Source organism: Nannocystis pusilla (assembly GCF_026626665.1).
GTDB lineage: Bacteria > Myxococcota_A > Polyangia > Nannocystales > Nannocystaceae > Nannocystis > Nannocystis pusilla.
In genome coordinates, this window is sequence record NZ_JAPNKE010000002.1 from 2,441,499 (window position 1) to 2,467,733 (window position 26,235).

The following is a 26,235-nucleotide window of genomic DNA, read 5'->3' on the forward strand; positions in this document are numbered from 1 at the left end:
AGGGACATGTTCGAAGGGCATGTCTCCGGGGACATGCCCGTGGAGACATGCCCGCGGGTTCAGCTGGCGGCCGGCGCGGCGTGGGCGGCCAGGGCCCGCAGGACGGCCAGCGCCGCGTCGAGCTGGGCGTCGGTCGGCAGCTTGTCCCACGGCCAGATCAGCACGACGATGCCGTTTTGGACCATCAGGTAGGGGCGCGGCAGGCCCTCGAGCGCGGCCCGCAGCGGCGCGTCGCACAGGGCGGCGGCCCGCCGCGGCGGCGAGGCGTGGGTGGCGAAGCGGGCGTCGAAGGCGTCGTCGCCGGTGCGCACGCGGTCGCCGGGTCGCCGCGCGGTGTAGGCGATCGGCGAGCTGAGGGCGAACACCTCGATCACGACCCACGGGCTGCGGTCGATGCGAGCCTCGAGGAACACGCCGAGGTCGCCGTGGGCCAGGGCGCCCTGGCTGAGGTGAAAGGCGACCTGGTCGGCGTTGCCGATGACCGCGAAGCCGCCGGCGCGCTCGACGAGGTGCCAGCCGCGCCGCTCGGCGAGGCCGGACCAGCGGGCCCGGTCGCGGTCGAGGGCGCGGCGGTGGCGGTACCACAGGTTGCCCAGCAAAAAGCCCGCCAGCGCCGCGAGGATGGCGTTCAGGAGCAGGGCCATGGGCGACATGCCGGCGATCATTGCGGCCGCAGTTTAACACGATCGCGGCGCGGGGGCCGCGCGGCACGGCTGGCCGAAGAGACAGATCGACAGGCCCGCAGCCGCGCGCGGCGGGCGGCGCGGCGCCGACCTCACGCGGCGCGACAGACCCCCAGGTCGGCGTACTCGGGCGGCGGCGCGGGGTCGTAGGCCTGGCACTGCGGCAGCTCGGCCGGGCAGCTCGGCTGGCTCAAAGAACAGAGCGGAGCGCAGCAGCGCTCTCCCGCGCAGCCACTCACGAGGTCGGCCGGATCACACACGTGCCCGGGCGCGCACTCGGTCTCGCCGGCGCAGGGCATCCCCGCACCCGCCGGCTCGCCCGCGGGCGCGTAGCGACAGATGAAGCCGTCGACGCTGCTCGAGCGCACGCACAGGGTCGCCGGCGGCGGGCAGTCCTGCGCCAGCGGATCGCACAGCGGATAGCAGAGGTAGCTGACCGACTGCTGCACGTAGCAGCGCGCGTCGGGGTCGACGCAGCCGTCGTCCTGGTCACACAGGCCGAGGCAGCGACCGTGCAGATCGGTGTTGCTCTCGAAGTACCAGCACATCAGCCCGGGGCCGCAGTCGTCGATGCCGCTGTGCGGGTAGCCCTCGGTCTCGCACGGCTCGCCGAGCCCCGCCGGATCGACGGCGAGCGGGACACAGCGCGCGCCGTTCCAGTCGTCGCCCATGTCGGCGGCGAACGGGGTGCACTTGTGGCCGGCCGGGCAGTCCTGCACCCGCGGGTCGCAGTGAAAGCCGTCGCTCGGCAGCTCCGGCTCGCTGACGGTGGTGCCGGCCGCGGTGGTGCCGGTGGTGCCGGTGGTGCCGGTGGTCGGATCTTGCACCTCGGTGGTCCAGCGCTGACCGCCGCTCGTGGTCGAGCCGGCGTCGGCGGTGGTGCCCGCGGGGCCGACGGGAGCGCCCGCGCACGCGCAGGCGAGCAGGAGGAGGACGGCCGAGGTGCGCACGACCGCGAGTGTAGCGCGCCTGGTCGAGGGCAGGGCGAGGGCGCCGGCGAGCTCGCTCGCGACGCCGCTCTCGGCGAGCTGAAAGGCCGCGGCGGGATCGAGTCACCGCGCCGCGGCGGCGCGACGCTCCATCACCCGGGCAGCGCGCAGACCCCGACGTCCGCGTACTTCGGCGCCGGGTCCTGGAACACCGGCACGCACTCCTGCCCGACGCCGGGGCAGGTGTTCGGCTGGGTGAGGTCGCAGAGCGGCGAGCAGCAGCCGATCTGCAGCGGGTCGCACTCGACCGCGGCGTCGGAGGGCACGCACGCGAGGCCGGGGTCGCAGACGTTGATGTACTCGCACGGATCGAACTCCTGGCCCTCCGCGCCGCTGTCGTCGGGGATGCAGGTGAACGAGTCTTCGGTCGGGGAGCGCACGCACACCTCGCCGGCGGCGCAGTCCGAGCCCAGCGGGTCGCAGGTCGGGAGGCACAGGCTCAGCCCGCCGTTGACCACGGCGCAGTAGCTGTCCGGATCGGCGCAGGTCGGGTTCTGCGGGCTGCCGCCGCACCAGGGCACGCAGGTGCCCGTGAGGTCGGCCTCGATCCAGAAGCACATGAGGCCCCTGTCGCACGAGTCGATGCCGGAGTTCACCTCGCCGACGACGGTGCAGGGATCGCCGGCCTGACCAGGCGCCGGAGCGATCGGCGCGCACTTGAACAGCGACCACTCGAAGCCGCCGGGGTCGCCGTAGGCGACGCACTTCTCGCCGGTGGGGCACTGGTCGTCGTACGGATCGCACTCGATCCCGCCGACGTCGGTCGGGACGGGGACGACCGTGGTCTCGCCGGTGCTGGGGACGGGCGGCTCGCCGGTAGTGCCGACGGAGGGGTCGTCGCCGGTACCCGCGCTCGTCGAGGCGCCGGAGTCGGTCTCGCCGGCGCTCGTCTGGCTGTCGGTGGACTCGTCGCCGGAGCCGGTCGAGTCGAAGTCGATGATGGGGAAGTCGCAGGCGAGCAGGAGGGTGAGCAAGAGGAAGAGGGGACGGCGGGACATAACGGTAACTTCCTAATGGGATTAAGACTGGTCTTCAGGACATGGCCTGGAGGACATGAAATTCAGAGAATGTCGCATCGGACATGGCGGATGAGACCTGTCCGAAAAGCTAGGGCTGGGGCAGGGCGCACACGCCGAGGTCTTCGTGGCCGGCCGGGGCCTGGCCCTGTTCGAAGAACGGGACGCACTCCTGGCCCGCGCCGGGGCAGCTCGGCGGGGCGGTCAGGTCGCAGTACGGCAGGCAGCAGCCGATCGCGTCCTGGTCGCACTCGGCGGCAAACCTGGACTCGATGCAGAGGAGGCCGGGGTCGCAGAAGTTGACGTACTCGCACGCGCCGAACAGCTGGCCCTCGTCGCCGCCGGCATCGATAACGCAGATGAAGCCCGAGCCGTTCGGGTGGGGGATGCAGGCGTCGCCGGGCTCGCAGTCGGGCGCGAGGGGGTCGCAGGTGGGGATGCAGAGGATGAGCACGCCCTCGCCGGAGAGGCTGCAGATGGCGTCGGGCTGGTCGCAGCCGGGCTTGTCGGGCGAGCCCGTGCACATGGCGAGGCAGGTGCCCTGGAGCGTGACGGGGTCGACGTCGAAGCACTGCATGTGCTTGTCGCAGGTGTCCTCGCCGCTGACCCCCGAGCCGATGGCGCTGCACGGCTCGCCGAGGCCGTCAGGGTCCGGGACGATGTCGACGCACTTGAGGGCGTTCCAGCTGCTCCCGCCGTCATTGGCCCACGGCATACACTTCTGTCCCTCGGGACAGTCCTCGACCCACGGGTCGCACTCGATCTGCGGGCCGCCGTCAGGCTGGGGGATGAAGGGGTTGGTGGTGAGAGCGTCGTCGGTGGTCGGCTCGGGCGCGTCGGTGGTCGGGTCGCCGCCGGTGGGCTCGGTGGTGGTCGGCGCGGGCAGGGTGGTCGCCGGCGTGGTGGTCGGCGCAGTCGTGGTGCCGCCGGTGGTGTCGGGAGTAGGACCGGTGGTGGTCGCGGGCTCGCCGGTCGATTGGTCGTCGGTGTCCCCGGTGGGCCGGGCGACGCAGGCGGCGAGGGCGAGCGAGAGGAGGACGAGCGGGCGGCGAGACATAAGCGGTGATACCTGGTGAAGATGGATAGGTGTCTGAAGAGTCATGTCACGATGGACATGTCCGAAAAGGCAACAGGCGAGGGGCAGCGGGGGCGGCGTCGCGCAGGGCGAGGCGACGAGGTGTCGCGTCGCCGTCGGCGCCGTCGCTCGAGCTCGCGGAGGTCGGGGCTCGGCCGAGGTCCCGGTCGTCGAGGCGGAGAAGGTCATGGGGACCACGGCGGTCGAGCCGTCGCTGGCGCCCGCGCCCGCAGGGTCGGGGCCCCGGCGCAGGCGGCTGTCAGCAAGGGGATGGATGGCCCGCGGGACATGTCCGAACGGTCCGGCGATCAGGGGGCGACCTCGTCGGACGAGGGGCACCCCTGGTCGAAGGGACATGTCGGATTGGGGCGGGTGGATAGGGCGATCGCGCCGGCGGCTGCAAAGGCTGTCCGTAAGGACATGTCCTCTTCGGCAGGCCCGAGCGGGCGCTTCAAGGGCTCGACGCGGGCGGTCGGAGCCGGGTGGGCGGATACGCGGCTCGGCTCGACCGACAGGCGCGTCGCGGCAGCGACGAGCAGGCCGGTCCAGACACAAAGTCGCGCGATGCTGGCGGTGCGCGTGCGGCGGGAAACTGACATCTCGCCTGCATTGTGACCCGGATCAGCGGCAAAAGAAATAAAACGAAAGGTAGTTTTTGAAGAATAAATGGTGCAATTAGCCAAATGTCCGATCGCCGTCCGGGTCGGTTTCGGGCACGCAGGACGCCGGCTGTTCTCGGCCTCAGGGCAGGTAGGTGCGCAGGAACTCGAGCCGCTCGGTCCACAGCGTGGCGTCGAGGCGCAGGCCGCTGTCGGCGTCGGGGTCCTCCTGCAGCTCGGCGAGGACGCGGGCGGCGGCGTCGTAGTTGCGCGCGCGGGCCTGGGCCTCGAGCAGCATCAACATCGCGCCGCGGCGCAGCTCGGAGGTCGCTAGCGGGTGCTCGTCGTCTTCGGGGTGGAGCGCGCGCTGCAGCGGCTCGATGGCGGCGGCGCCCTGCTGGACGTTGAGCAGCTGGCGGCCGAGGAGGTAGCCGCCGAGCGGGGCGTAGCGCGGCAGCGCGGCGATCTGCTCGGCCGCGTAGAGGCGCAGCACGGCCTCGCTCGGGTGCTCGGGGTTGGGCTCGAACGGATCGAAGTAGGCCAGGACGCGCGGCGCGAGGGCCGGGTCGGCGGCGCCCATGCGCTTGATCTGCAGCTGACGGACCTGGTTGTCGCCGAGGCCGCGGGTGAGCGCGCGGTCGTAGTAGGTGAGCGCGACCGGGAGATCGAAGCGGGCCAGCGCGAGGTCGCCGAGGCGCTCGTCGACCAGGGCGGCGATCGTGTCGGTGAGGTCGGTGACGCGCGAGAGCTCGGCGAGGGTGGCCGCGGCGGCGTCCTGCATGCCGGCCTGCGCCTCGGCCTGGGCCAGCAGCAGGCGGTGCTCGGGCTGCTCGGGCTCGATGCTGCAGAGGTCGCGCAGGACGTCGATGCGCTCGGTCTCGAGGCCGCGGTGGTGGGCGAGGTTGGCCTCGGCCAGCAGGTCGGCGGCCCGGTGGGCGCACGGGCGCTGGAAGATCGGCCGCTGCTTGAAGCGCTGGCGCAACGCCTCGATGTCGCGGGCTCGCAGCGGGCGCGCGCGCAGGAAGGCCAGCCACTCGACCTCGAGCGAGTCGAGCGAGGTGCCGTAGGCCAGCTCGAAGTCGCCGGCGGTGCCGTAGAGGCGGAGGAAGGGGTCGACGCCGCGGGTGTCGATGAGCCAGCGGCAGAACGAGCCGGCCGCGGTGTAGGCCCGCCGCGAAGACTTGCCCCAGAAGCCCAGGCCCATGATGTCCCCGAGGACAGGTCGTAGCTCGAGCCGGTCGAGGATCGCCGCCTGGTCGTGGAGGTCGAGGCCCGACTCGCTGCGCGGGGCGAACGCGGTGGCGAAGCCCTCGATCAGCGCGAGGTTGACCCGCAGGCCGCGCCACGAGACGGCCGAAGAGGTGCCGAACAGCGGCTCGCCGACGGTGTACGAGAACACGTGGGCGAGCTCGTGGTGGAGCACGCGGTGCGGGAAGGTCTGCTCGTTGAGGTAGATGTGGCCGCGCCACGGCGGGGCGACCTCGGTGTTGCCGGCGCCGATCCAGGCCCGCTTGAGCTCGGGGGTGGGGAACACGAAGCTGTGGACCGGAGCCCGCGGTTCGCGGCCGATCTGCGCGGCGAGCCGGCGCCAGGCGAACTCGTGCTCGGCGGCGAGCAGGTCGATGTCGCGGGCGGCGGCCGAGTTGGCGGCGTAGTGGATGACGAAGTGGTCGGTGACGCGGGTGCGCGGCAGCGCGTTGGCCAGGCTGGCCTCGGTGGCGTGGAAGCCGTTCTCGGCGGCGAACACCCCGAGCAACGTGCCGGGCAGGAGGCAGGCGAACAAGGTGGCGACGGTGAACGGCGAGCGGCGCAGGCTGACGCCGCGCAGCTGTAACTTGAGACCTGGCCCCAAGGTCAGGCTGAGCAGCGCGAGCGCGGCGCCGGCGATGAGGAAGTTGTAGGCGCGGAACCACCACAGGCGGGCGGTGATCGGGATGGCCTCGTCGTACAGCGGGCCGGCGAAGTAGCCCCAGAACGGGTCGATGGCGTAGACGACCGGGTCGACGTAGATCCGCCACAGGCCGAGCACCAGCGTGAACAGCAGCGGCACGCCGGCGAGCAGCAGCTGGACGCCGCGGCGATCGGCCAGCACGCCGCCCCACAGGCCGGCGACGAGGCCGAGCAGGCCCGAGGCGGTGGGCAGGACGAGGAACCACAGCAGGCCGCCCGGGAGGTCGCAGTTGACCTGCCAGAAGTTGGCGAGGATGAAGGCGCCGAGCGAGAGCGTCAGCAGGCTGCACAGGTCGCCGAGGCCGCGCAGGAACAGCAGGCGCAGGCGCTCACCGGATGTCTGAAGGGACAGGGCGTGCGGGTCGGCGGCGTGGGCCTGCCGGGTGTCGCGCACCGCGTCGACGCCGACGGCGAGGGCGAACAGGCTGATCAGCGGGGTGAGGACGAGCGCGCCCTCGTAGCCGAGCGCGCCGAACAGCGGCTGGGTGGTGAGCCCGAGGGTGAAGAGGAGGACGAACCACCGCCTGCGCAGGACCGGTGCGGTGAAGTGTCGACGGACGGCGGCGTGGATCGACATCGCGGCGGGCTCGCAGTGGTTCTTAGCCGATCTGGCCGCGGACGGCCGCAGCCCAGGCGTCGAGGTCGCCGAGGCTGTCGCGCAGCTCGGCCGCGCCGTCCTCCAGCGCGGTCATCGCCGCCTCGAGCAGCTGTTTGGCCCGGCGCAGACGGGTGCGGATGGTGCCTTCGGGAACCCCCAGGATGTCGGCGATCTCGCGCGCGCCGAGCTTCTCCCAGAAGTAGAGCTCGAGCAGGACCTGGTGATCGAGCGGGATCCGCCGCAGCCCGAGCAGGAGCAGCCGCTCCTCTCGCCGGCGCGCGAGCAAGGTGGCCGGCGTGGGCCGCAGGTCGTGCACGCTGGTGAGGCCGAAGTCGAGGCGCGCCCCCTCGCGCAGCTTGCCGCGCAGGTGCTTGTAGAGGACGTTGTGAGCGACCGCGAACAGGAAGGTGCGGAAGCTGGAGTCGCCGCGGATCCGCTCCTTGCTCTCGAGACAGGCGAGGAAGGTCTTCTGCACGAGGTCGCCGGCGTCGTCGTCGACCTTGTTGCGGAAGAAGCGGGCGATCGCGGGGTAGTGGCGCTCGAACAGCTGGACGCCGGCCTTGCTGTCGCCGCCCCGCCAGGCGACGTAGAGCTCTTCGTCGGGCTGCATGCCGAAGGTCAGTGTACCGCAGGCCGGCGGACGCGGCGGCCGCACGGGCCGGCGCGACGGCCGTAACTCGGCGGGCGTCGCCGGCTCGACCTCACTTCGCGCGCGCGACGGCACCGCACGCGCGCTCGGAGCATTCGCGGGAGGCGGAGACACGCGAGCGTCGACATGCGCCGCACGGCGTCCCGTGGGGAGCTCGAGGTCCCCGGGGTCGCGCGCGCGTTGGCCGACGACGGGGAAAATTGGCAACGAGAATTGGCGGTTTATTGAAAATTAGAATCAAGATCGTAAACGAGAAAGTCCACTTTTCGCCAGCAGGTAATGGATTGAATTAGTTTTTGAAAATGAATATCATTACATGGCGACATCGTTGCCGACATGACCACGCGAATTTTTGCCCGATCTCCGCTGTGCCTCCTCCTCGCGGCCGCGCTCGCTTGCGGCGCGGAGCCGACGACCACGACGGAGACGTCCGTGTCGGGCACCGAGGCTGCGACGACGACGAGTGGGTCGGCGACGACGGGCGCCGAGAGCTCCGAGGCAGGTACGTCCATGGCGACGACGAGCACGGCGACCACGCACGGGCCCACCACCGACGCGACCACTGCGGCGAGCGCGACGACGGCGACGGGCGAGCCCTCGACCACCACCGAGGCCTGCGCGGGCGAGGCCACCGACGAGTGTACGGGCTGCATGCGCGAGGCCTGCTGCGAGGCGCTGGCGGACTGCCAGGGCGACCGGGCGTGCGTGGCGTGCGTGGCCGGCGAGGACGGCGACGCGTGCGAGTCGACGCCCGAGACGCACGCGCGCGTCGACGCGTACCTCGAGTGCAAGGGCGGCGCGTGCCAAGCCGAGTGCATCGGCGCGCCGGCGGGCTCCTGCGAGGACGCGCTGGCCGAGCTGGCGCAGGACGACTGCACGACGTGCCTGGGCGCGAGCTGCTGCGACGAGGTCGCGGGTTGCCACGGCAACACGGTGTGCTGGACCGGCTGCTTCACCGTCCACGACGACGCGGTGTGCCACGGCGACCCCGACGGCCACGCGCTCTACCACGCGCTCAGCGCCTGCGCGTCGGCGTCGTGCCAGGCGGAGTGTTTTAAGCTCGAATTTCCGGCTGGCCGGAGGCGGATCGCTCTCTGCCGCGAGCGTACACGCGGCCCCGCCTCCGGTCGGCCGGACCTTGTCGCCCCACGGCGGGCGCATGGGCCTGGCTGTGGGGACATGCGCCCGAGGGCATGTCCGGATGGGCATGCCCCGAAGGACATGTCCGCCGGGTCAGTTGCCGGAGACGTTGCCCATCGAGGCGTTGATGTACGACGGCAGGATCACGCGGACCTCGGTCTGCGAGGTGTGGAACTGGACGGGCAGGGCGGTGGCGCCGGCGATGCTGCGGCGGATCGCCGGGATCCCGCGGCCGATCTGCTCGAGCAGGCCGAGGTGGCGGGCGGTGGCCGCCAGCAGCGGGTTGCGCGGGAACGAGGCGCCGCCGTGCTGGGCCAGCTCGTCGAGCGAGATCGGGAGGGCGAGGCCGCCGGGGCTCCAGATCTCGAGGCGGTCGTTGAAGATCCGCAGGGACACGCGGCCGCTGAGGCGGTAGTCGCGGTGGACGAGGGCGTTGACCAGCGCCTCGCGCACGGCCTCCTCGGGGTACTCCGGCGCGAGGTCGGACGGGACGAGCAGGTTGGGCGCGGCGCGGGTGTTGGCGCGCACGAAGTCGAGGCCGAGGCGGACGAGCTCGGCGAGGTTGCCCTCGGCGTCGAGCCGCGCCGCGACCGGGTCGGCCAGCGCGGCGCCGCGGATCCGCACGATCGAGACGCCCCACTCGGGGCGGGCGACCTGCGGGGCTGTCCCAAAGGACATGAGGCCGACGACGGTGGGCGTGGGCTGACCGGCGGTGACGCCGATGAGGCCCAGGCGCTGCGCGGCCCGCTCATGGACGCCCGGCTCGGTGCCGAGGCCAGGGACGCGGCGGCGGACGTAGGCCTCGAGCGCGGCGAGGTCGAGGTCGTCGACGCTGGTGCCGGCGACGGGGCTGCGCTCGAAGCCGAGCGGCGTGGGGGCCACGAGGCTCATGCCGGGAGTGTAACCGGCCTTGCGTCCGGCGTGGCCCCGCGGTTCGGCGCGACCTCGCCCGGGCAGCGAGCTCCGCGTGGCGCAGCGGCGCGGCGGGCGGTGCGGCGGGCGATCGCGGGGACCGGAGAGCACGACGCGCTGTCGACGAGCGATCGTCGTGGCCGAGATCGCGGCGAGGCAGGAGGCTTGCGTCGCCGGCGCGTCAGCGCGAGGTCCGGTTGTAGGCCTCGAGGCCGGCGCGCAGGATCTCGAGGCAGCGCGCGAGCTTGTCGCGGCCGAGGACGTAGGCGATCCGCACCTGGTTCTTGCCGAGGCCGGGCGTGGCGTAGAAGCCCTCGGCGGGCGCCATCATCACCGTCTCGCCGCCGAGGTCGAAGTCGCGGAGCATGAAGATGCAGAAGTCTTCGGCGTCGGCGACCGGCAGATCGGTGATGAGGTAGAAGGCGCCGGTCGGCGTGGGGCAGGAGACGCCGGGGATCGCGTTGAGGCCGGCGACGATGACGTCGCGGCGGGCGCGGTACTCGTCGACCATGGCGCGCATGTCGGCGGCGGGCGTGCGCAGGGCGGCCAGCGCGGCGTATTGATCGACGGTCGGCGGGGACAGGCGCGCCTGGCCGAAGCGCAGGCAGGCGGAGTACAGCGCGGCGTTGCGGGTGACGAGGCAGCCGACGCGCGCCGCAGGCCGAGTAGCGCTTCGAGACGGAGTCGATCATCACCGCGTGATCGGCGAGGCCGGGCACGGCGAGCACCGAGGGGGCGCGCGGCGCCGGAGCGTCCGCGGCCGTGGGTTCCTCGGGGTAGACGAACTCGCGGTAGACCTCGTCGACGACGAAGAAGATGCCGGCCTGCACGCACACCTCGCCGAGCGCGGCGAGGTCGGCGGCGCTCAGCACCATGCCGGTCGGGTTGCCCGGCGAGGGGATGATGAAGGCGCGGGTCTTCGGGGTGATGGCCGCCCGCACGCGCTCGGGCGGGACCGCGAAGCTCTCGCGCGCGTGGGTGGAGACGGGCACGACGTCGACGCCGAGGAGGTGCGAGAAGCCGCGGTAGTTGGTGTAGTAGGGCTCGGCGACGAGGATCTGATCGCCGACGTCGCAGGCGGCGGCGATGGCGAACAGGAGCGCCTCGCTGCCGCCGACGGTGACGAGGATCTGGCTCGGGGTGACGGGGCCGCCGCCGCGCGCGGCGTCGAGGCCGTTGTAGTGCTCGGCCAGAGCTGTCCGATAGGCCAGGTAGCCCTCGGACGGGCTGTAGGCGACGACGCTCTCGTCGTAGGCCCGGTAGGCGGCGAGCATCGGCTGCACGGTGGCGAGGTCGGGCTGGCCGATGTTGAGGTGATGCACGGTGACCCCGCGCGCCCGCGCCTGATCGGCGTAGGGGGTGAGGCGGCGGATCGGGGACGCGGGGGCGTCGAGCCCGCGGCGGGACAGGCTGGGTGCGGTCATGGGCAGGCGGAGTGTGAGACGGTTTGCCGCCGTTGAGAAGACCGCCGCGACCAGGGCCCGCGCACGGGCGCAAACACGGCGCAGGCAGGGTCCCGGGCGGCGCGCCTCGCGGACCGCGGCCGGTGCGATCGCGTCAACGCACGGCGCCGTCTTCCCCGGCGTGGTAGCGGCCGTTGTTGCGCGCCCAGTCGTCGTGCCCGGCGATGAAGTGGATGAGCACCTGGACGTAGCGGCGCAGCTGCTCGTCGATGTCCTCGTCGAAGCTCGGCAGGTCGGCGACCAGCCGCTCGAACTCCCGCATCTCGATGTTGTGAAGCTGGACGGTGCGCGCGATCGCGGCGTCGAAGCTGAGGCCGTCCTCGTGCATGAGCACCAGCACGGTGTTGTTGACCTCGCCCTTCGCGCGCTCCTTCTCGACGGTGTAGATGTCGTTGGCGAAGCCGACGATGGTGCTGGCGCTGCGCTCGAGCGCCCGCACCCCCTCGTGCTCGAGCACGTCCGGCGGGAGGAAGATGCGCTCGGTCAGCTCGCCGAGGAGGAAGCCGGTGTGGAGGCCGACGGTGATCTGGCGGATCTTGCTGTGGCTGGCGAAGGCCGGCACGACGCCGGCGGCGCGGTACTTGGCCTCGTCGATGAAGGCCTTGAAGAGGCGCTCGACGCAGGCGGAGAACCGGGGGATCCAGTTGGGCACCCGCAGCTCGAGCATGCGCTCGCGCAGGTCGCCGAAGGCCTGGGCGATCGGGTCGACGAGCTGCGGGCGGGCGCCGTCGCGGAACACGCCGAGCAGGGTACGGAGGTAGGCGGCGACCAGGACGGCGCCGTGGATCTGCTCGAGGCGATCGTCGAGGCAGCAGAACAGGGTGGTCCAGTCGACCGCGACCTGCAGCGCGACCATGTCGGCGGTGGCCGGGAAGGTGCGGGCGAGCAGGTGGCCGATCCGGCTGTCGCGCAGGGCGTCGATGTGCTTCTGGCTGCGCGCGAAGCCCATCGCCTGGGCCCACTCGACGGTGCGCTCGTGGATCTTGTCGGCCGCGGGGTGGACCGACGGCTGATAGGGACACTCGAGCGTGGGGCGCTGCATGGCCCGCGGTCGCGGTACCGAGGCGGACGCGAAGCGGTGCATCTCGACCTGCTGCCCGGCGATGGCCACCAGCGCGGGCCCGGTCCGGTTCAGCGCCGACGACGTCGCGATCGACTCGAGGCGGATGCTGAACGGGCTGGCTGCGAGCTGGGGAGGCATGGGGCTCTTTCGGTCAGCGTCTGTGATCCTGCGTCGGATCACTCGTCGCAACAAGCTGGCGCACGCCTGCACCTGCCTCCGCTGCTTTGTGGGCACTCCGACGACCACGCCACTCCAAGCTATACCGGATCCGCGTGTGGACCGCACTTTGGCGACAATGGGTGGGGTAGTGTGCACGCGGCTCTGCACCCGCCGCGGCCGGCATCCGCGAGCCGCATCCGCCACGCCGAGGCACCCACCTGCGGAGCCGCGACCACGGGGGTGATGCAGGTGTGACTGCGACTGGAATGCGTGTCAGTACATCGAATCGCGCAGAAAGCGCGGGGATGATCCCCGGCCCTCTGCGCCCGCGGCTGTCCCTCGGGTCAGCCGCCGGGTCGCGGCTCATCCGGCGAAGATCTGCAGGTTTTCGCCGATGTCGTCGCTGATCGACACGAGCGACTGCAGCTCGGGGTGGCGCAGCATCAAGAAACCATCGGATACGAGCGTGTTGCGCCAGTTACGGCGCGGGGCGCCGATCGGCAGCAAATTGTCCCAGACGATGTGCTCGCCGTAGAGCTTGCGGATCCGGTCGAGCCCGACCACCCGCTGGATCCGCCCCTGACCGACGGCCCGCTTGTAGATGGTGCTGACGTTGTACTTGCGCTCGATGTCGACGTCGAAGCGCCCCCAGGCGACGGCCCGACCCCATTCGCGGAACACGTCGAAGTCGCACGCGTAGTTCATCTGGTCGACCTGGTGGGCGCCGGGCGGACGGGCGCCGATCTCGCCGAACACCACCTCGCCGTCGGCCTTCAGGTACCACTCCATGTGGGTGAAGCCGGACCGGAAGCCGAGGGCGCGGATGACGTCGTGCCCGAGCTTGACGCCGCCCGCGAGCGCGGGCTGGTCGACGTTGCGCAGGGCGATCACCTGCGGGCTGACCCACTCGTTGCTGCGCGCGACGAGCGGCCGCGGGCGGTACCAGGCGACGTTGAAGTAGGCGACCTGGCCCTCGATGCAGACGGTGTCGAAGGTGAACTCCGAGCCGTCGACGAACTCCTCGACGCTGACCTCGGGGACATGTCCGAGGCGCGGCAGCACGGCCCGCAGCTCGTCGGCCGAGTCGACGCGGTAGGTGTCGGCCGAGCCGGCCCCGGCGATCGGCTTGATGATGATCGGGAAGCCGATCTGCTCGGCGGCGTCCCAACACTCGGCGGTGGTGTTGCAGCGGACGTGCTTCGGGGTGCGCAGGCCGGCGGCGTCGAGGACCTGCTTCATCCGCTCCTTGTCGCGGAACGGCAGGGTCTGGGCGACGCCGAGGCCGTCGACGCCGAGGCCCTCGCGCAGGCGCGCGGCCAGGAGCATGCCGGGCTCCCACAAGCACTCGACCTTGTCGATCCGGCGCGCCTCGGGCCAGCGGCGCACGGCCTCGACCACGGCGGCCTCGTCCCACAGCGAGCGCACCTGAAGATAACCGGCGAGGCGCTCGCGCACCGACTCGGGCAAGGCGCCGGGGTGCTGGTCGCCGACGCCGTAGACGTGCGCGCCCACGTCGGCGAGGCCGCGGGTAAAGCTGGGCATCTCGCCGGGATAGCCGGGGGACAAGAGCAGGATGTTCATGCGAAAGCTCCGCCTCGATGGGTATCAGGGCGCCCGAGCGGGCGCAACGATTCAGCTCTGCTTGAGCTGCCGCTCGAGGCTGATCCCGAGCCGGTCCATGCGGCGGTAGAGGGCCTGGCGCGACAGCCCCAGTTCGGCGGCGGCGCGGGCGATGACGCCGCCGTGGGTCTCGATGGCGGCGATGATCGAGCGCCGCTCGGCCTCGATCTCCTCGTTGTTGCCGACGGCCGCCGGCTTGGCGTCCGAGGTGGGGTGGCTGCGCGGCGTGACGGTGCCGTCGCTGGCCGGCGCCTTGTCGTCGAGCCCGAGGTCGGCGGGGGTGACCTCGCCGCTCTGACACAGCAAGGTGGCGCGCTGGATCCGGTTCTGCAACTCGCGCACGTTGCCGGGCCAGTCGTGGCCGAGCAGCGCGCGCATGGCCTCGTCGCCGAGCCGCAGCGGGTCGCGGCCGGGGCCGACCTGAGACTGCAGGAAGGTCTCCGCCAGCGGCAGGACGTCCTCGCTGCGCTCGCGCAGCGGGGGGATCCGGATCTCGATGACGTTGAGGCGGAACAGCAGGTCCTCGCGGAAGATGCCCTGGGCGATCATCTGCCGCAGGTTGGCGTTGGTGGCCGAGACGATGCGGACGTCGACCTTCTTGGTGCTGGTGCTGCCGAGCCGCTCGAACTCGCCGGTCTGCAGCACGCGCAGGAGCTTCATCTGGCCCTTCTGCGACAGGTTGCCGATCTCGTCGAGGAACAGGGTGCCGCCGTCGGCGGCCTCGAAGCGGCCGATCCGGCGCTTGGTCGCGCCGGTGAAGGCGCCGATCTCGGCGCCGAACAGCTCGGCCTCGAGCAGCTCGTCGGGCAGGCCGCCGGCGTTGACCTTGACGAACGGCTGCTGCTTGCGCGGGCTGTTGGCGTGGACGATCTCGGCCAGCTTCTCCTTGCCGGAGCCGTTCGGGCCGGTGATGAGCACCGGGGCGTCGGCGCGGGCGACCGAGGTAGCGAGCGAGACGACGCGGTGCATCGCCTCGCTGGCGTAGACCAGGCCGCACAGGTCGTAGTGGCGCTGCAGCTCGTTGCGCGCGCGGGCCGACTGGGCGCGCAGGCGGTGGTTCTCGAGCCCGAGCTCGCGCATGCGCAGCATGTTCTTGACGGTGGTGACGACCTTGGCGTCGTCCCACGGCTTGCCGAGGTAGTCGGCGGCGCCCTCCTTGACCAGTTGCACCGCGGTCTCGAGCGAGGTCCAGGCGGTCATGAGCAGGACCGGCAGGTCGGCGTCGAGGCGCTTGATCTCGCGGAACAGCGCGGCGCCCTCCTGGCCCGAGGTCGAGTCTGTCTGAAAGTTCATGTCCTGAACGACAGCCCCGACGTCGCCCCGGGCGATGATCTCGAGCGCGGCCTGCGGGGTGTGGGCGACCTGCGTGCTCATCCCGTGGACGTCGAACAGGATCTCGAGGGCCGTGCAGACCGAGGGGTTGTCGTCGACGATGAGCACCTGCTGCATGACCAGGGTTTTACCCTTCCTTGACGCGCTGCGGGTATTTCGCGGCGAGCGCGAGCCCACACCGGTTTCGCCCGCTTCCGCCCGGCGGTCCTCGCGCCTGGGCGGCCCCGGTGGTACCTCTTGGACGGCATGGAAGCGAGCTTCCCGACGACTACTTTGTCCGTGGGCGGACTACAGTTCACCGCGCTGGAGGGATCCCGCTCGTCGGCGCGGGACCGCCGGCGGCCGCTGGTGCTGTGTCTGCACGGCTTTCCCGACCATCACCGGACCTGGCGGCTGCAGATCCCGGCGCTGGAGGAGGCGGGCTTCCGCGTGGTGGCGCCGCTGCTCCGCGGCTACGAGCCGTCGTCCCAGCCGATCGACGACGACTACCACACGATCCGGATGGTCGAGGACGTGCTCGGGTTCATCGAGTACCTCGGGTGCCTGCGCGTCCACCTGGTCGGGCACGACTGGGGGGCGGTCATCGGCTACCAGGTGGCGGCGCGGGCGCCGGAGCGGCTGTCGTCGCTGACGGCGATGGCGGTGCCGCACCCGAAGCGGCTGGCCTCGGTGGCGGCGCTGCGGCTGCTGCCCCGGCAGCTGCGCAACTCCTGGTACATGTTCTTCTTTCAGCTGCGGCTTCTGTCCGACGCGGCGCTGCGGCGCAACGACTTCGCGCTGGTCGACAAGCTGTGGCGCGACTGGTCGCCCGGGTTCACGCCGCCGGCCGAGGAGATGCGGCTGCTCAAGCGCACGTTCCGCCAGCCGGGGGTGGCCGCGGCGGCGCTCGGGTACTACCGCGACATGTTCGACCCGATCACGCGCGCGGCCGCGACCTCGCGGGCGCTGATGCGGGCGACGGTGTCGGTGCCGACGCTGGCGCTGACCGGGGCCGACGACGGCTGCCTCGACACCCGGCTGTTCGATCTGATGCGGAGCGAGGACTTCCCCCACGGCCTGTCGGTGCAGCGGATCGCGGGGGCCGGGCACTTCCTCCACCAGGAGCGGCCGGACGAGGTCAATCGGCGGCTGGTCGACTTCCTCCGCCGCCACGAGCCGGGCGACGTCGGCTGCGATTAGGTCGCCGCGTGCGCATCGCCGAGGCCGCTCGTGAGGGCGAGCGGGTCGGCTGCCGGTGAACATGGTTCGCGGGGCGGTGGGCCGCCGACGACCCGCGAGAGCGGCGCCCGTCACACTCCCGCGGTGCGGGGGCTGCCCACGTTTGCCCGCACAAGGGGGCTCCGAGATGAGCAGTCGCTTTCCGTTCACCGCCAACCCGATAGGTTGGTTCATGGTCGCCTACTCCGACGAACTGAAGCCGGCCGGCGTGATGCCGCTGCACTACTTCGGGCGCAAGCTGGTGCTGTTCCGCGGGCAGGACGGGGTCGCCCGCGTGCTCGACGCCCATTGCCCCCACCTCGGCGCGCACCTCGGGCACGGCGGCTGCGTCATCGAGAACAACATCACCTGTCCGTTCCACGGCTGGCGCTTCGACGGGTCGGGGAGCTGCGTCGGGATCCCCTATGCGAAGAAGATCCCGCCCGCCGCGATGCTCCGGCGCTGGCCGGTGAGCGAGAAGAACGGGATGATCTTCGTCCACCACGCGCCCGACGAGTCGTACGCGCCGACCTGGGAGGTGCCTGCGCTGGCCGAGCACGAGTCGCAGGCGTGGACCGGCTACGCGCGCCGGCGCTGGCGCGTCCGCACCAACGTCCACGAGATCGTCGAGAATGCGTTCGACGTGGCCCACTTCTGCTTCGTCCACGGCGCGATCCGCCTGCCCGAGTCGAAGGTGACGATGAACGGGCCGCTGTTCCAGGTCAACTCGCACACCGCCTTCGACACCCCGGCCGGGGTGATGGAGGGCGACATCGACATCGATACGTACGGCTTCGGCTTGTTCACCGCGCGCTACCGCGGGCTCATCGAGGGGCTCATCATCGCCTCGCTGACGCCCATCGACGACGAGTTCGTCGACGTCCGCTTCACCTTCACCGTCAAGCGCGTGCCCGACGAGGCGGCCACCGCGTTCGTGGCCCAGCAGTTCATGGAGGACGCCTGCCACCAGCTCGAGCAGGACATCGCGGTGTGGGAGCACAAGCGTTTTTTGGCCCGCCCGCTGCTGTGCGAGGGCGACGGGCCGATCGGGCTGTTCCGCAAGTGGGCCCGCCAGTTCTACCCGGTGTCGACGCTGCGGGCGCGGGCGATCTGAGGCGGGTGAACAATGGGACATGTCGCCGTAGACATGTCCGAATGCATAGGTTCGAGGAGACATGTCCAGGAGGGCATGTCCGAAGGCGCAGCGATCAGCGCGACGGCGGGAGGGCCGGGCGGCGGCGCAGCACCATGCGCTGGTTGCCCCAGGCGACCAGCCGGCCCTCGTCGTCCCAGAGCTCGATGTCCGCGGTGGCGTAGCCGGCCCGCGCGCGGCGGCAGTGCGCGTGCGTCAAGAGCCACTCGCGGCGGGTGTCCTCGAGCCAGTGGACGGTGAGATCGAGGCTGGGGGCGACGGTGTCGGCGAGGACGGGTCCGCCGATCTGGAACATCGCCGGCGGCATGGTATCGACGAGCGGCGGCAGGGCCAGCGGATCGAGCTGGCCGTCGGGCGAGGTCTGCGGGACCAGGTGGCGGTACCAGTAGGCGGCGCGGTCGAGACCGGGGGCCCAGCGATCCTCGCGCCACCACGGCTGGCCGAGCGCGCGCCGGCAGTCGTAGTTGCGGAAGAACGGCGGGGAGCCGCCGCCCTCACTGCGCGCGTCGATCGTCGGCAGCTCGTGCGGGCCGGGCAGGGCGGGCGCGCGGACGAGGCCGAGCTCGGGGCCGGGGCGCTCGCGGCCGAAAGTGGCGACGACCTCGAGGCCGGGGGACGGACCGCCCGCCGCCGACAGCGCGGCGCGGACCTGGGTGGCGAGCTGGCCGCGGCGCAGGACGACGACGTCGATGACGAGCGGACCCTCGCCGACGGGCACGCAGAAGATGGCGGTGGCCGACAGCGGCTTCAGCGTGGGGTCGTCGATCTCGGCGGCGATCGCCCGCAAGGCCGCCGTCATGAGCACGCCGCCCGAGGGCATGAAGTAGTTCCAGTGCGGCGGGAGGTCGAGGAGGTAGCGGCCAGGGCCCTCGGGGCTGCGGACGACGGCGGTGTCGCGCGCGAGATCGGCGGGGTGCGTCATCGCCCGCGATGATACCTCGAATGTCGCCGAGAACAATGTTCCGCGGCGAGGCCCTGGCGGGAGAGCGTTGCCGCGGGGCGCCGGGTGCGAGGGGGCGCGAGATCGTGGCGGGCTGCGGCGACGCGGACGCCGGGTGAGCGCGGGCGGCTGCGGCAGGAGCAGGAGTCGCTGGAGGTCTCCCGGGCGACGGCGGGCGGGTCGCGTCGTGGCGCTCGGATGGACATGGCCTTGAAGGCATGTTCTTCAGAACATGGCGATAAGGACAGGGCGTTCAGAGCATGCTGCGAGGGACATCTCGTGTCTGCGACCCGAGCGCGCGCAGGCTGGCGCGGAGGTCGGCGGTGCGGGCGAACATGCTGACCCGCTGGTACAACGGCACCGACCACTTCTACACCGCCGACGTCGAGCACCCCGAGGACCACGGCTACCAGGAGGAGGCGTCGCCCGGGTACCTGTTCCGCACGCAGGTCGCCGGTACGGTGCCGCTGTACCGCTACTGGAACGGCACCGACCACTTCTACACCACCGACTACAACGAGCTCCGCGAGGGCGCCCACGGGTGGAACAAGGAGGGGATCGCCGGCTACGTGTACGCGTCTGCCCAGAACGGCGCGGTGCCGCTGTACCGCGACTGGAACGACGAGGACCACTTCTACACCACCGACTTCAACGAGCTCGGCGAAGGTCGTCACGGCTACAAGCGCGAGGGCATCGCCGGCTACCTGGTGCCGCAGTCGGTGATCGACAACGGGGTGGTCCAGGACGTCACCGCGCTGCTGCCCGAGCTCGCCGATCGCACCTTCGAGATCGCGGGCACGTTCCGCGGGGAGTCGACGGTGCGCCAGGCCCAGATCCTGCTGCTCGAGTCGGAGGCCACCGCGCAGGAGTGCCAGATCCTCGCCAGCAAGCTCGGTGGTGGGGCCTCGGCGGCCCGCTCGGCTCCGAAGGGCTTCTACGAGGTGCGCGCGCCGGAGGCCAAGCTGGTCGGCAAGCAGCCGATCCAGCCGCAAGCGAAGCCGAGCCCGGGAGTGCGACTGGAGGCCAAGCCGGTCAAGACGATCCAGGCCTCGAAGCCGCCGCGCGCCGGTCGCAAGTGATCTTCGACCGTCGCCGCGCCGGCCCTGGCCTCCGGCGCGGCGATATGTCTATGGGGACATGTTCGATATGAAATGTCTATAAAGACATGTCCCATCTTGCGGCACCGGCGATCAAGGCGGTCCTTCGCTGCTCGCGCAGCGGAAGCCCGTCACCCCCTCGGTGCCGACCCCGAGCCGGCCCCAGCGGCGCAAAGACAGCGAGGTCATGGTGTTTCCGGGCAGCGTGTACGCGTCCCAGTAGCCGCCGCGGACGATCTTGAGGTCGGGGTAGCCGTCCGACATCTCGGGCCCCTGCGGATCGCGAGCCGGCGCGTTCGCGTAGTAGGTCTTTCCGCGCCAATCGTGGACCCACTCCTGGACGTTGCCGAGCATGCCGACGGCGCCGTACGGCGACAGGTCGTCAGGAAACGCGTCGACGGGGAGCGGATGACGCTCACGCGGACAATCGTCGCCGAGCAAGAGGTGGGCCTGGCCGCACTTCGGATGCTCGTTGCCCCACGGCCAGCGGCGCCCGTCGGTGCCGCGCGCGGCCTTCTCCCACTCGGCCTCGGTGGGCAACCGCTTGCCTCTCCAGACGCAGTAGGCGTCGGCCTGCGACCAGGTGACGCCAGTGACGGGGAGGCCGGTGACGGCCGGCGGTTCGACCTCCGACCACGGCACGCCGTCGGGGGCCGAACATGCGCCCGCCTGGCCGCATTCGCCGTACTGCTCGGCGGTGACTTCGAACTTGTCGATCCAGAACCCGGACAGCTCGTGCTCTCGATAGGGCACGTTCAGGGCGAGGTGCGCGTCGGGATCGTCTTCGCAGTAATCACCGCCCTCGACGTTGCAGCCGCGCCAGAACGTGCCCGCCGGTACGCGAACCATGCCCGCGCGCTCTTCGATCGCCGGCACGGCCGTCGTGTCGCCCGTCTCTGAAGTCGAAGGTTCGGCGTGGCAGCCGCCGCAAGCTGCTACCAGCGCCACGACTCCCCCGATCGCCGTCCTCAGTGGCATGTCGACGGTCCCGCGAGTGGGGCGGTCGGCAGCAGGCTGCTTCCGAGATCGCCGAACCGTGCCCCACACGCGCCTCGGCCGGTCGCGTCAGTCGAGCAGGCGGATGCCGAGGAAGCGGTGCTGCTGCCGGCGGAAGCGGGCCTCGTGGTAGATGCCGAGGTAGTTGATCTCGGACTCCCAGCGCGGGCCCGGCCGCTGCAGGTTCTCGAGCGAGCCGATCGCGTCCTCGAAGGCGTGGAGGAAGCGCGGCACCGGGCGGCCCATCGTCGACTCGGCGGCCGCCAGCTCGCGCGACATCCGCTCGATCGTGCCGAAGTGGAGGACGCCGCGGCGCATCAGGTCTTGCAGCGAGTTGGCCAGGCGCTCGGGGGTGTAGCCGTCGGACTCCATCGCCGCGGTGACCGCGAGCAGGCCGCGCGGCTCGAGCGCGCCGGCCTCGAACAGCACGGCGGCGCCCTGGAAGTAGTTGTAGATGGCGACCACGCGCGCGCCGTAGCCGGCGAAGCGATCGAGCGGCGAGCGGCGCTCGAGGTGGATGAAGATCCGGCGCACCACCTCGCCGGAGCCGAACAGCTGGCGGTGGTACGCCATGATCTCGTCGACGTCGCCGCGGTAGACCTTGCAGGTGCTGAGGATCGCCGCCAGGGCGACGGCGTCGATGCGGCCGGCGAGGATGTCGGCGTAGACGCTGTAGATGAACGCGTCCTGCTCGGCGTCGTCGCCGAACAGGTACTCGTCGACGTGCTCGGCGGCCATGTGGCTGAGCAGCAGGGCCTTGAGCTTGTAGCCGACCTGGCCGCGGATGGCCCGGAAGCGGCCGCGCAGCAGGTTCTCGAGGTTGGGCTTGAGGATGAACATGTCGGGCTCGACGCCGTCGAGCGCGAGCTTGGCGGTCAAGACCTTGCGCATCTGCCGGGGCGAGCCGCTGATGAAGGTGACGCGCCGGTGGCTGCGCTCGCGCGGGTCGAGCAGCGCGCGCAACAGGGCGCTGGCGCCGGCCACCGCGACCTTGTCCTCGGCCTTCTGGCGGAAGGTCCGGATGAGGTCCTTGACCGTGTCGAACTCGGTGCGCAGGTAGGTCTTGTCGAGGTCCCAGCGCAGGTGCATGAAGCGGCGCGGCTGCAGCGCCTGTCCTTCGGGACTGGTGGGCTCGGACGGGTCGGTGGGCTCGGTCGTCATGTCGCCTCCGGGTCGGGCGGGCTCGCCGGCGGCGCGCCGAGGCCGTGGAACTCGGCCACGCCGGCGCTGATGGCGGCGATGACTTGCAGGCGATCGATCTTGGCGCCGAGGCGGATCGCGTTGAGGAAGGCGCGCCGGCCGGAGTCGGCCTGAGTGACCATCACCGCGCGATCGAAGCCGAGCAGGGGCGCGCCGCCGTAGTTCTCCCAGTCGGTGAACTCGCGGATCGCCGAGATGCCGTCGCTCAGCATCTGCACGCCGACCCGCCACTGGAACTTCTCGGCCGCGCGCCGCAGCAGGCTCTCGCCGGTGGCGGCGACGCCCTCGAGGGTGCGCAGCAGGACGTCGCCGGAGAAGCCGTCGGTGACGATGACGTCGGCGTCGCCCGAGGTCACGCTGTCGGCGCGGATGCAGCCGACGTACTCGAAGGCCGGCCGGGCGGCGAGCAGGCGGCGATGGGCCTCGCGCGCGCGGGCGGGCGCGTTGGAGATGCCGTGGCCGTTGCACAGGAGCGCCACGCGCGGGCGATCGATGCGCGAGATCTTGGCGGCATAGGCGGCGCCCATCGCGGCGAAGGTGACGAGGTCGTCGCCGCTGCACTCGACGGTCGCGCCGACGTCGAGCAGCAGCGCGAACAGGTCGGACACCGGGCCGTGCGGGCGCAGGGTGGGGTAGACGGCCGCGAGGGCGGCGTGGGGGACGCCGGGGATCCGGCCCAGGATCTGCTGCGCGCCGGCGACGATGAGGCCCGGCGCGCCGGCCGAGACGAACACGGCGCTCGGGTCGCGGGCGGCGATCTCGAGGCCGACGACGACGCTGTTGCGCGGGGCCTGGCGCAGCACCTCGGCGGCGTCCATGTCGGGCTCGCAGCGGTCGCGGGCGTGGGCGACGCGCAGGCGCTCGGCGTCATGGGCGATCTTCGCCAGCGCCGTCGTGATGTCGGATTCGTCGCCGACGACGGTGATCTGGTGATCGAGCTGCAGGCTGGCGATCGCGGCGGCCTCGAGCGCCTCGCGCCCGCCGTCGCGACCTGCACAGCTATCGAGGACGATGTGGGCCACGGCGTGAAGCTGTTGTAGCAGAGTCCGGGGGCGGGCGCGCGGCGGCGCGGAGCCGACCGCGGGCCGGCTTGGGGTCGGCGCAAGCTCGGGCAAGCAGGCCCGGCGGGCCGTGGTGCGTGCGACGGGCCCGGCAGGGTCGGGCCGTATACGAGAGGGTGCGCAGCGGCGCGGCGTTCACAGGCGTCGACGCCGCAATTCGACCAACCACGCCTCGCACGCGACCTCGTTCGGGGGATCGTCCGGCAGCGGGCTGTGCTCCAGGGCCGCCTGGAGGTCGGCCTCGAGCCTCGGCCAGGCGGCGCGGTGCAAGGCGTCGATTTCCTGGGATACGGCGCCCTTTTCGGCGCCCTCGACCTTGATCCGGATCAGCGAGAGCGCGTCGTCGTAGCCGTAGAGCGGGGCGAGGCGCCGCAGGTCGGCCTCGAGCTCGCCGGTGCGGAGCAGGTGGACCCCGGTGAGCGCGACGCGGTAGGCGTAGAGGAGGCTCTTCGCCCGCGGCACCGGCTCGCGGTCGTGCTCGCGACACATGCCGCGGAAGAAGCCCTGATAGTGGCGGATGAACCGGCGCGACACGGCCCCGCGCGCCAGCGCCTGCAGCTCCTCGATCTCCGGCGACTCGTAGAGCTGAAACGGCGTGAGCAGGCGCTCGATCATGTTGCCGTTGCCGGCGAGCAGCAGGGACAGCGCGCGGCCGACCTCGGTGAGGCTGAGGTCGCACTCGAGGCCCTCGAACACGGTGAGCCGCTCGACCGCGTCGTTGGGCCGGCGCAGGCCCAGCAGCGCGCGCGTCGGGGCGATGAACACGCCCTTGAGGTCGAGGTCGCTGTCGGGCGAGCTGAAGCCGTAGTCGTGGCTGCCGGTGACGCCGCACTGGAACACGTCGCCGGGCACGGCGCAGGTGAGGATGAAGCGGCGCCCGAGGTCGAGGTCGGGCAGGGCGTTGGGCGGCAGGTCGTCGGTCATGATGGCCTTATGGACATGTTTTGAAGCGCATGTCCCTTGGGGAAGACAGTCAGGCGGCGCCGCGCGCGGACACCTGCGCGAGGGCGCGGCCGACCAGGTCGGCGCACAGGGCGTCGAGGGCGGCCTCGTCGGGCGCGGGCGGCAGCGGCGAGCCGTCGACCGCCGCCTGGGTGCGCTGGTGGAGGGCGTCGGCGGCCTCCATGAGGCGCTCGTAGCTCCACGCGCCGCCGCGGATCGACAGCAGCTCGTCGCGGTCGTCGCGGCGGACCTTGAGGGTGCCGGTCTCGACGATCTCGGCGCCCATGCGCAGCAGGCGGATCAGGTGCATGCCGTGTTTGGTGTCGTAGCCGAACTCGGCCTCGAGCGCGCTGCGCCTGGGGTTCCGCGTCTTGAGCCAGCTCTGGTAGGCCTCCCACTCCTTGCGCGCGGCCTTGTAGCGGCGCTCGCGGTCGAGGACGCCGAGGAAGTTGGTGGTGAGGTCGGCCTCGGCCATGCGCCCGTCGGCGAGCATGGCCTCGACGGCGCCCATCTGGTCGCGCGAGATCAGGCGTGTCTCCGGCAGGTCGAACTCGGCGCGGGTGGGCTCGTGCGTGGGCGGGTGCATGACCCACTTGCGGTGGGTCTTGATCCGCGCGAGCTGGCTCATCGCGTAGCCGGAGAAGCTGTCCTTGACCCGCAGCGACAGGAACCTGTCGCGCTCGGCCAGCAGGCGTTCGCCCAGCGGCGTGCACACGGTGTGACAGTCGGGCGGCGTCCACAGCAGCTCGAGCACCGTGGGGTTGGCGGCGGCGGCGAGGCGGAAGTACTTGCGGATCTCGAAGCGGACGTGGTCGGCCGACAGCTCGAGCTGCTCCGGGCCGCCGATGAAGCCGTGGTACCAGGCCGCCGGCCCGACGAGGATGCCCTTGAGGTCGACGTCGGAGGTGGGCGTCTGGAGGCCGTAGGCTTGCGAGCCGTGGACGGTCTCGTAGAGGAGCAGGCTGTCGGCCATGGGAGGGCGACGATAGCACGGGGCCGTGCTGCCGAACTGGGGGCCAACGGTGCGCCCGTGGAGTGAGCGGCGTTCGGCGGGGCGCGTGTCCCTGGGGACAGGTCGCGTGTTTGCGGTCGAGTTCGCGCACGCGTGCGCCTCGGACAGGGCGAGCGCGAGCCGGTCGGGCGAAGGATTGTGGCTGGTCTTCGGGACAGGTCAGCGGCGGGCGAACTCGGCGAGGACGGCGTCGGTGTGCTGGCCGAGCGCGGGGGCGCTGCGCTCCGGGGTGCGGCCGAGCGAGGGGAAGAAGGGGCCGACGCCGCGGAAGGAGCCGGCGGGGGTCGGCGTCGCCTCGGTGAGGTCGTCGAGGCGGGGCTCGTGCGGGGCGGCGTCGAGGTCGTGGACCGGCCAGACCGGCAGGTCGTGGGACGCGAGCAGGGCCAGCCAGTGGTCGCGCGGGTGGCCGGCGAGGTGCTGCTCCATCGCGGCGGCGGCCTCCTGCCCGGCGGGCCCGGTGTCGAGGCCGAGGCCGGCGAGGTCGGGGCGACCGACGACCTGAGCGAAGGCGAACCAGAACTTGGGCTCGAGGCAGCCGACCGACAGCTCGCGGCCGTCGCCGCAGCGGTAGGCGCGGTAGGCCGGAGCGCGACCGCCCAGGACGGCCTCGGACATGCCGCCGCCGCCGCCCGCCCGCTCGGCCCAGGCCCAGGTGACGAACGGCAGCGGGCCCGAGAGCAGCGGCTGCTGGACGAGGCCGCCGCGACCGGTGCGAGCGCGCCGCAACAGGGCCGCGAGCACGCTGCTGCAGGCGAGCAGGCCGCTGGTGACGTCGGCGAGCTGGAGCCCGACGATACCGTCGGTCCGCAGCGCCCGCAGCAGGCCGGTGAGGCCGGTGAAGTTGAGGTCGTGGCCGACCGCCGAGCTGACCGAAAAGCCAGGTAGCGAGCAGAGCACGAGGCCGGGGTTGTCGGCCAGGAGCTCGGTCTCGGGCAGGCCGAAGCGCGCCATGGTGCCGGGGCGGAAGCTCTCGATCAGGACGTCGGCGCCGGCGGCGAGGCTGCGCAGGGCGGCCGCGCCCGCCGGGGTGCGCAGGTCGAGGCCGACCGACTCGGCCCCGCGAAAGAAGGCGATGAAGCCGGCGCCGACGCCGTCGATCAGCGGCGGGGCGTGACGCATGAGGTCGCCCGTGGCCGGATCTTCGACCTTGATCACGCGCGCGCCGAGGTCGAGCAGACTGCGCGCGAGCACGGCCCCGGGCAACATCCGCGAGACGTCGACGACCACGGTGCCGGCGAGAGGGAGAGTCGCTCGTCATCGGCTCCGGCTATACCACGAGCGGCCGAGACGAGCGGCGATGCAGGCGAACGATGACGCGGGCGAGGTGCGATGAGGCGGCGAGCGGCGTGAATGAGCAGCGATGTACGGAGGCGGCGAGGCGCGAGCAGC

At 71.8% G+C, this 26,235-nt stretch carries 21 protein-coding genes and 1 pseudogene; 3 read left to right on the forward strand and 19 right to left on the reverse strand.

Going from position 1 to position 26,235, the window contains the following annotated elements; genetic code table 11:
- Nucleotides 1-59: 59 nt before the first annotated feature.
- The 12 genes and pseudogenes from OV079_RS10635 to OV079_RS10695 all read right to left on the reverse strand — a co-directional run bounded on the left by OV079_RS10635 (nucleotide 60) and on the right by OV079_RS10695 (nucleotide 15,365).
- Nucleotides 60-644: a hypothetical protein gene (locus tag OV079_RS10635; protein WP_267767977.1), complete on the reverse strand. Its 585-nt coding sequence runs from the start codon at nucleotides 642-644 to the stop codon at nucleotides 60-62.
- Nucleotides 645-775: 131 nt separating this feature from the next.
- Complete coding sequence (locus OV079_RS10640) at nucleotides 776-1,633, reverse strand: hypothetical protein (protein WP_267767980.1); 858 nt, start codon at nucleotides 1,631-1,633, stop codon at nucleotides 776-778.
- A 131-nt stretch (nucleotides 1,634-1,764) separates the two neighbouring features.
- Complete coding sequence (locus OV079_RS10645) at nucleotides 1,765-2,670, reverse strand: ribulose phosphate epimerase (RefSeq protein ID WP_267767981.1); 906 nt, start codon at nucleotides 2,668-2,670, stop codon at nucleotides 1,765-1,767.
- Between the two features lie 109 nt (nucleotides 2,671-2,779).
- Nucleotides 2,780-3,745 carry a hypothetical protein gene (locus OV079_RS10650; protein ID WP_267767983.1) on the reverse strand — a complete coding sequence of 322 codons (966 nt, stop codon included), beginning with the start codon at nucleotides 3,743-3,745 and terminating at the stop codon, nucleotides 2,780-2,782.
- A gap of 759 nt (nucleotides 3,746-4,504) precedes the next feature.
- A complete protein-coding gene (locus OV079_RS10655) occupies nucleotides 4,505-6,889 on the reverse strand; it encodes a hypothetical protein (protein ID WP_267767984.1) in 2,385 nt (794 codons plus the stop codon).
- Between the two features lie 22 nt (nucleotides 6,890-6,911).
- Nucleotides 6,912-7,520, reverse strand: coding sequence for an RNA polymerase sigma factor (locus OV079_RS10660; RefSeq protein ID WP_267707315.1), 609 nt, complete (start codon nucleotides 7,518-7,520; stop codon nucleotides 6,912-6,914).
- A 260-nt stretch (nucleotides 7,521-7,780) separates the two neighbouring features.
- Nucleotides 7,781-8,515, reverse strand: coding sequence for a hypothetical protein (locus OV079_RS10665; protein ID WP_267767985.1), 735 nt, complete (start codon nucleotides 8,513-8,515; stop codon nucleotides 7,781-7,783).
- A gap of 277 nt (nucleotides 8,516-8,792) precedes the next feature.
- On the reverse strand, nucleotides 8,793-9,590 hold the full coding sequence (locus OV079_RS10670; protein WP_267767987.1) for an ATP-binding protein: 798 nt from the start codon (nucleotides 9,588-9,590) through the stop codon (nucleotides 8,793-8,795).
- A 202-nt stretch (nucleotides 9,591-9,792) separates the two neighbouring features.
- A pseudogene (locus OV079_RS57625) lies at nucleotides 9,793-11,035 on the reverse strand (pyridoxal phosphate-dependent aminotransferase).
- A gap of 133 nt (nucleotides 11,036-11,168) precedes the next feature.
- Nucleotides 11,169-12,275 (reverse strand): terpene synthase family protein, encoded by a 1,107-nt coding sequence (locus OV079_RS10685; RefSeq protein ID WP_267767991.1) that lies wholly within the window; start codon nucleotides 12,273-12,275, stop codon nucleotides 11,169-11,171.
- Between the two features lie 384 nt (nucleotides 12,276-12,659).
- The gene (locus OV079_RS10690) at nucleotides 12,660-13,877 is read right to left on the reverse strand and encodes an ATP-grasp domain-containing protein (protein ID WP_267767992.1); all 1,218 of its coding nucleotides are present in this window, start codon (nucleotides 13,875-13,877) and stop codon (nucleotides 12,660-12,662) included.
- 51 nt (nucleotides 13,878-13,928) lie between these two features.
- On the reverse strand, nucleotides 13,929-15,365 hold the full coding sequence (locus OV079_RS10695) for a sigma-54-dependent transcriptional regulator (RefSeq protein ID WP_267767994.1): 1,437 nt from the start codon (nucleotides 15,363-15,365) through the stop codon (nucleotides 13,929-13,931).
- Nucleotides 15,366-15,494: 129 nt separating this feature from the next.
- Here OV079_RS10695 and OV079_RS10700 point away from each other — a divergent pair, with 129 nt between their 5' ends.
- Nucleotides 15,495-16,427, forward strand: a complete 933-nt coding sequence (locus OV079_RS10700; RefSeq protein ID WP_267767996.1) for an alpha/beta fold hydrolase — start codon at nucleotides 15,495-15,497, stop codon at nucleotides 16,425-16,427.
- 166 nt (nucleotides 16,428-16,593) lie between these two features.
- Nucleotides 16,594-17,559, forward strand: coding sequence for an aromatic ring-hydroxylating oxygenase subunit alpha (locus OV079_RS10705; protein ID WP_267767997.1), 966 nt, complete (start codon nucleotides 16,594-16,596; stop codon nucleotides 17,557-17,559).
- Between the two features lie 94 nt (nucleotides 17,560-17,653).
- Here the strand turns inward: OV079_RS10705 and OV079_RS10710 are convergent, their stop codons facing one another.
- Nucleotides 17,654-18,520, reverse strand: coding sequence for an acyl-CoA thioesterase (locus OV079_RS10710; protein ID WP_267767999.1), 867 nt, complete (start codon nucleotides 18,518-18,520; stop codon nucleotides 17,654-17,656).
- A 341-nt stretch (nucleotides 18,521-18,861) separates the two neighbouring features.
- Between OV079_RS10710 and OV079_RS10715 the strand changes: the two genes are divergently transcribed.
- Nucleotides 18,862-19,617, forward strand: coding sequence for a hypothetical protein (locus tag OV079_RS10715; RefSeq protein ID WP_267768001.1), 756 nt, complete (start codon nucleotides 18,862-18,864; stop codon nucleotides 19,615-19,617).
- A 111-nt stretch (nucleotides 19,618-19,728) separates the two neighbouring features.
- Here OV079_RS10715 and OV079_RS10720 read toward each other — a convergent pair whose 3' ends face one another.
- The 6 genes from OV079_RS10720 to OV079_RS10745 all read right to left on the reverse strand — a co-directional run bounded on the left by OV079_RS10720 (nucleotide 19,729) and on the right by OV079_RS10745 (nucleotide 26,073).
- Entirely contained in the window at nucleotides 19,729-20,484 is a 756-nt protein-coding gene (locus OV079_RS10720) for a formylglycine-generating enzyme family protein (protein ID WP_267768002.1), read from the reverse strand.
- 216 nt (nucleotides 20,485-20,700) lie between these two features.
- The gene (locus OV079_RS10725; protein WP_267768004.1) at nucleotides 20,701-21,792 is read right to left on the reverse strand and encodes a phosphatase domain-containing protein; all 1,092 of its coding nucleotides are present in this window, start codon (nucleotides 21,790-21,792) and stop codon (nucleotides 20,701-20,703) included.
- Nucleotides 21,789-22,853 carry a phosphate acyltransferase PlsX gene (locus OV079_RS10730; protein ID WP_267768006.1) on the reverse strand — a complete coding sequence of 355 codons (1,065 nt, stop codon included), beginning with the start codon at nucleotides 22,851-22,853 and terminating at the stop codon, nucleotides 21,789-21,791. The genes OV079_RS10725 and OV079_RS10730 overlap by 4 nt, the downstream gene beginning before the upstream one ends.
- 174 nt (nucleotides 22,854-23,027) lie before the next feature.
- Nucleotides 23,028-23,816 carry a nucleotidyltransferase domain-containing protein gene (locus OV079_RS10735; RefSeq protein WP_267768007.1) on the reverse strand — a complete coding sequence of 263 codons (789 nt, stop codon included), beginning with the start codon at nucleotides 23,814-23,816 and terminating at the stop codon, nucleotides 23,028-23,030.
- A 49-nt stretch (nucleotides 23,817-23,865) separates the two neighbouring features.
- Complete coding sequence (locus tag OV079_RS10740; protein ID WP_267768009.1) at nucleotides 23,866-24,807, reverse strand: nucleotidyltransferase domain-containing protein; 942 nt, start codon at nucleotides 24,805-24,807, stop codon at nucleotides 23,866-23,868.
- Nucleotides 24,808-25,005: 198 nt separating this feature from the next.
- Nucleotides 25,006-26,073, reverse strand: a complete 1,068-nt coding sequence (locus OV079_RS10745; protein ID WP_267768010.1) for a CaiB/BaiF CoA transferase family protein — start codon at nucleotides 26,071-26,073, stop codon at nucleotides 25,006-25,008.
- Nucleotides 26,074-26,235: the final 162 nt, after the last annotated feature.

Excerpts from the sequence above, each read along its gene's own strand:
- OV079_RS10635 (WP_267767977.1), bottom strand. The coding sequence starts at position 644 with ATGGCCCTGCTCCTGAACGCCATCCTCGCGGCGCTGGCGGGCTTTTTG.
- OV079_RS10645 (WP_267767981.1), bottom strand. The coding sequence starts at position 2,670 with ATGTCCCGCCGTCCCCTCTTCCTCTTGCTCACCCTCCTGCTCGCCTGC.
- OV079_RS10650 (WP_267767983.1), bottom strand. The coding sequence starts at position 3,745 with ATGTCTCGCCGCCCGCTCGTCCTCCTCTCGCTCGCCCTCGCCGCCTGC.
- OV079_RS10655 (WP_267767984.1), bottom strand. The coding sequence starts at position 6,889 with ATGTCGATCCACGCCGCCGTCCGTCGACACTTCACCGCACCGGTCCTG.
- OV079_RS10660 (WP_267707315.1), bottom strand. The coding sequence starts at position 7,520 with ATGCAGCCCGACGAAGAGCTCTACGTCGCCTGGCGGGGCGGCGACAGC.
- OV079_RS10670 (WP_267767987.1), bottom strand. The coding sequence starts at position 9,590 with ATGAGCCTCGTGGCCCCCACGCCGCTCGGCTTCGAGCGCAGCCCCGTC.
- OV079_RS10685 (WP_267767991.1), bottom strand. The coding sequence starts at position 12,275 with ATGCCTCCCCAGCTCGCAGCCAGCCCGTTCAGCATCCGCCTCGAGTCG.
- OV079_RS10690 (WP_267767992.1), bottom strand. The coding sequence starts at position 13,877 with ATGAACATCCTGCTCTTGTCCCCCGGCTATCCCGGCGAGATGCCCAGC.
- OV079_RS10695 (WP_267767994.1), bottom strand. The coding sequence starts at position 15,365 with ATGCAGCAGGTGCTCATCGTCGACGACAACCCCTCGGTCTGCACGGCC.
- OV079_RS10700 (WP_267767996.1), top strand. The coding sequence starts at position 15,495 with ATGGAAGCGAGCTTCCCGACGACTACTTTGTCCGTGGGCGGACTACAG.
- OV079_RS10705 (WP_267767997.1), top strand. The coding sequence starts at position 16,594 with ATGAGCAGTCGCTTTCCGTTCACCGCCAACCCGATAGGTTGGTTCATG.
- OV079_RS10710 (WP_267767999.1), bottom strand. The coding sequence starts at position 18,520 with ATGACGCACCCCGCCGATCTCGCGCGCGACACCGCCGTCGTCCGCAGC.
- OV079_RS10720 (WP_267768002.1), bottom strand. The coding sequence starts at position 20,484 with ATGGTTCGCGTACCGGCGGGCACGTTCTGGCGCGGCTGCAACGTCGAG.
- OV079_RS10725 (WP_267768004.1), bottom strand. The coding sequence starts at position 21,792 with ATGACGACCGAGCCCACCGACCCGTCCGAGCCCACCAGTCCCGAAGGA.
- OV079_RS10735 (WP_267768007.1), bottom strand. The coding sequence starts at position 23,816 with ATGACCGACGACCTGCCGCCCAACGCCCTGCCCGACCTCGACCTCGGG.
- OV079_RS10740 (WP_267768009.1), bottom strand. The coding sequence starts at position 24,807 with ATGGCCGACAGCCTGCTCCTCTACGAGACCGTCCACGGCTCGCAAGCC.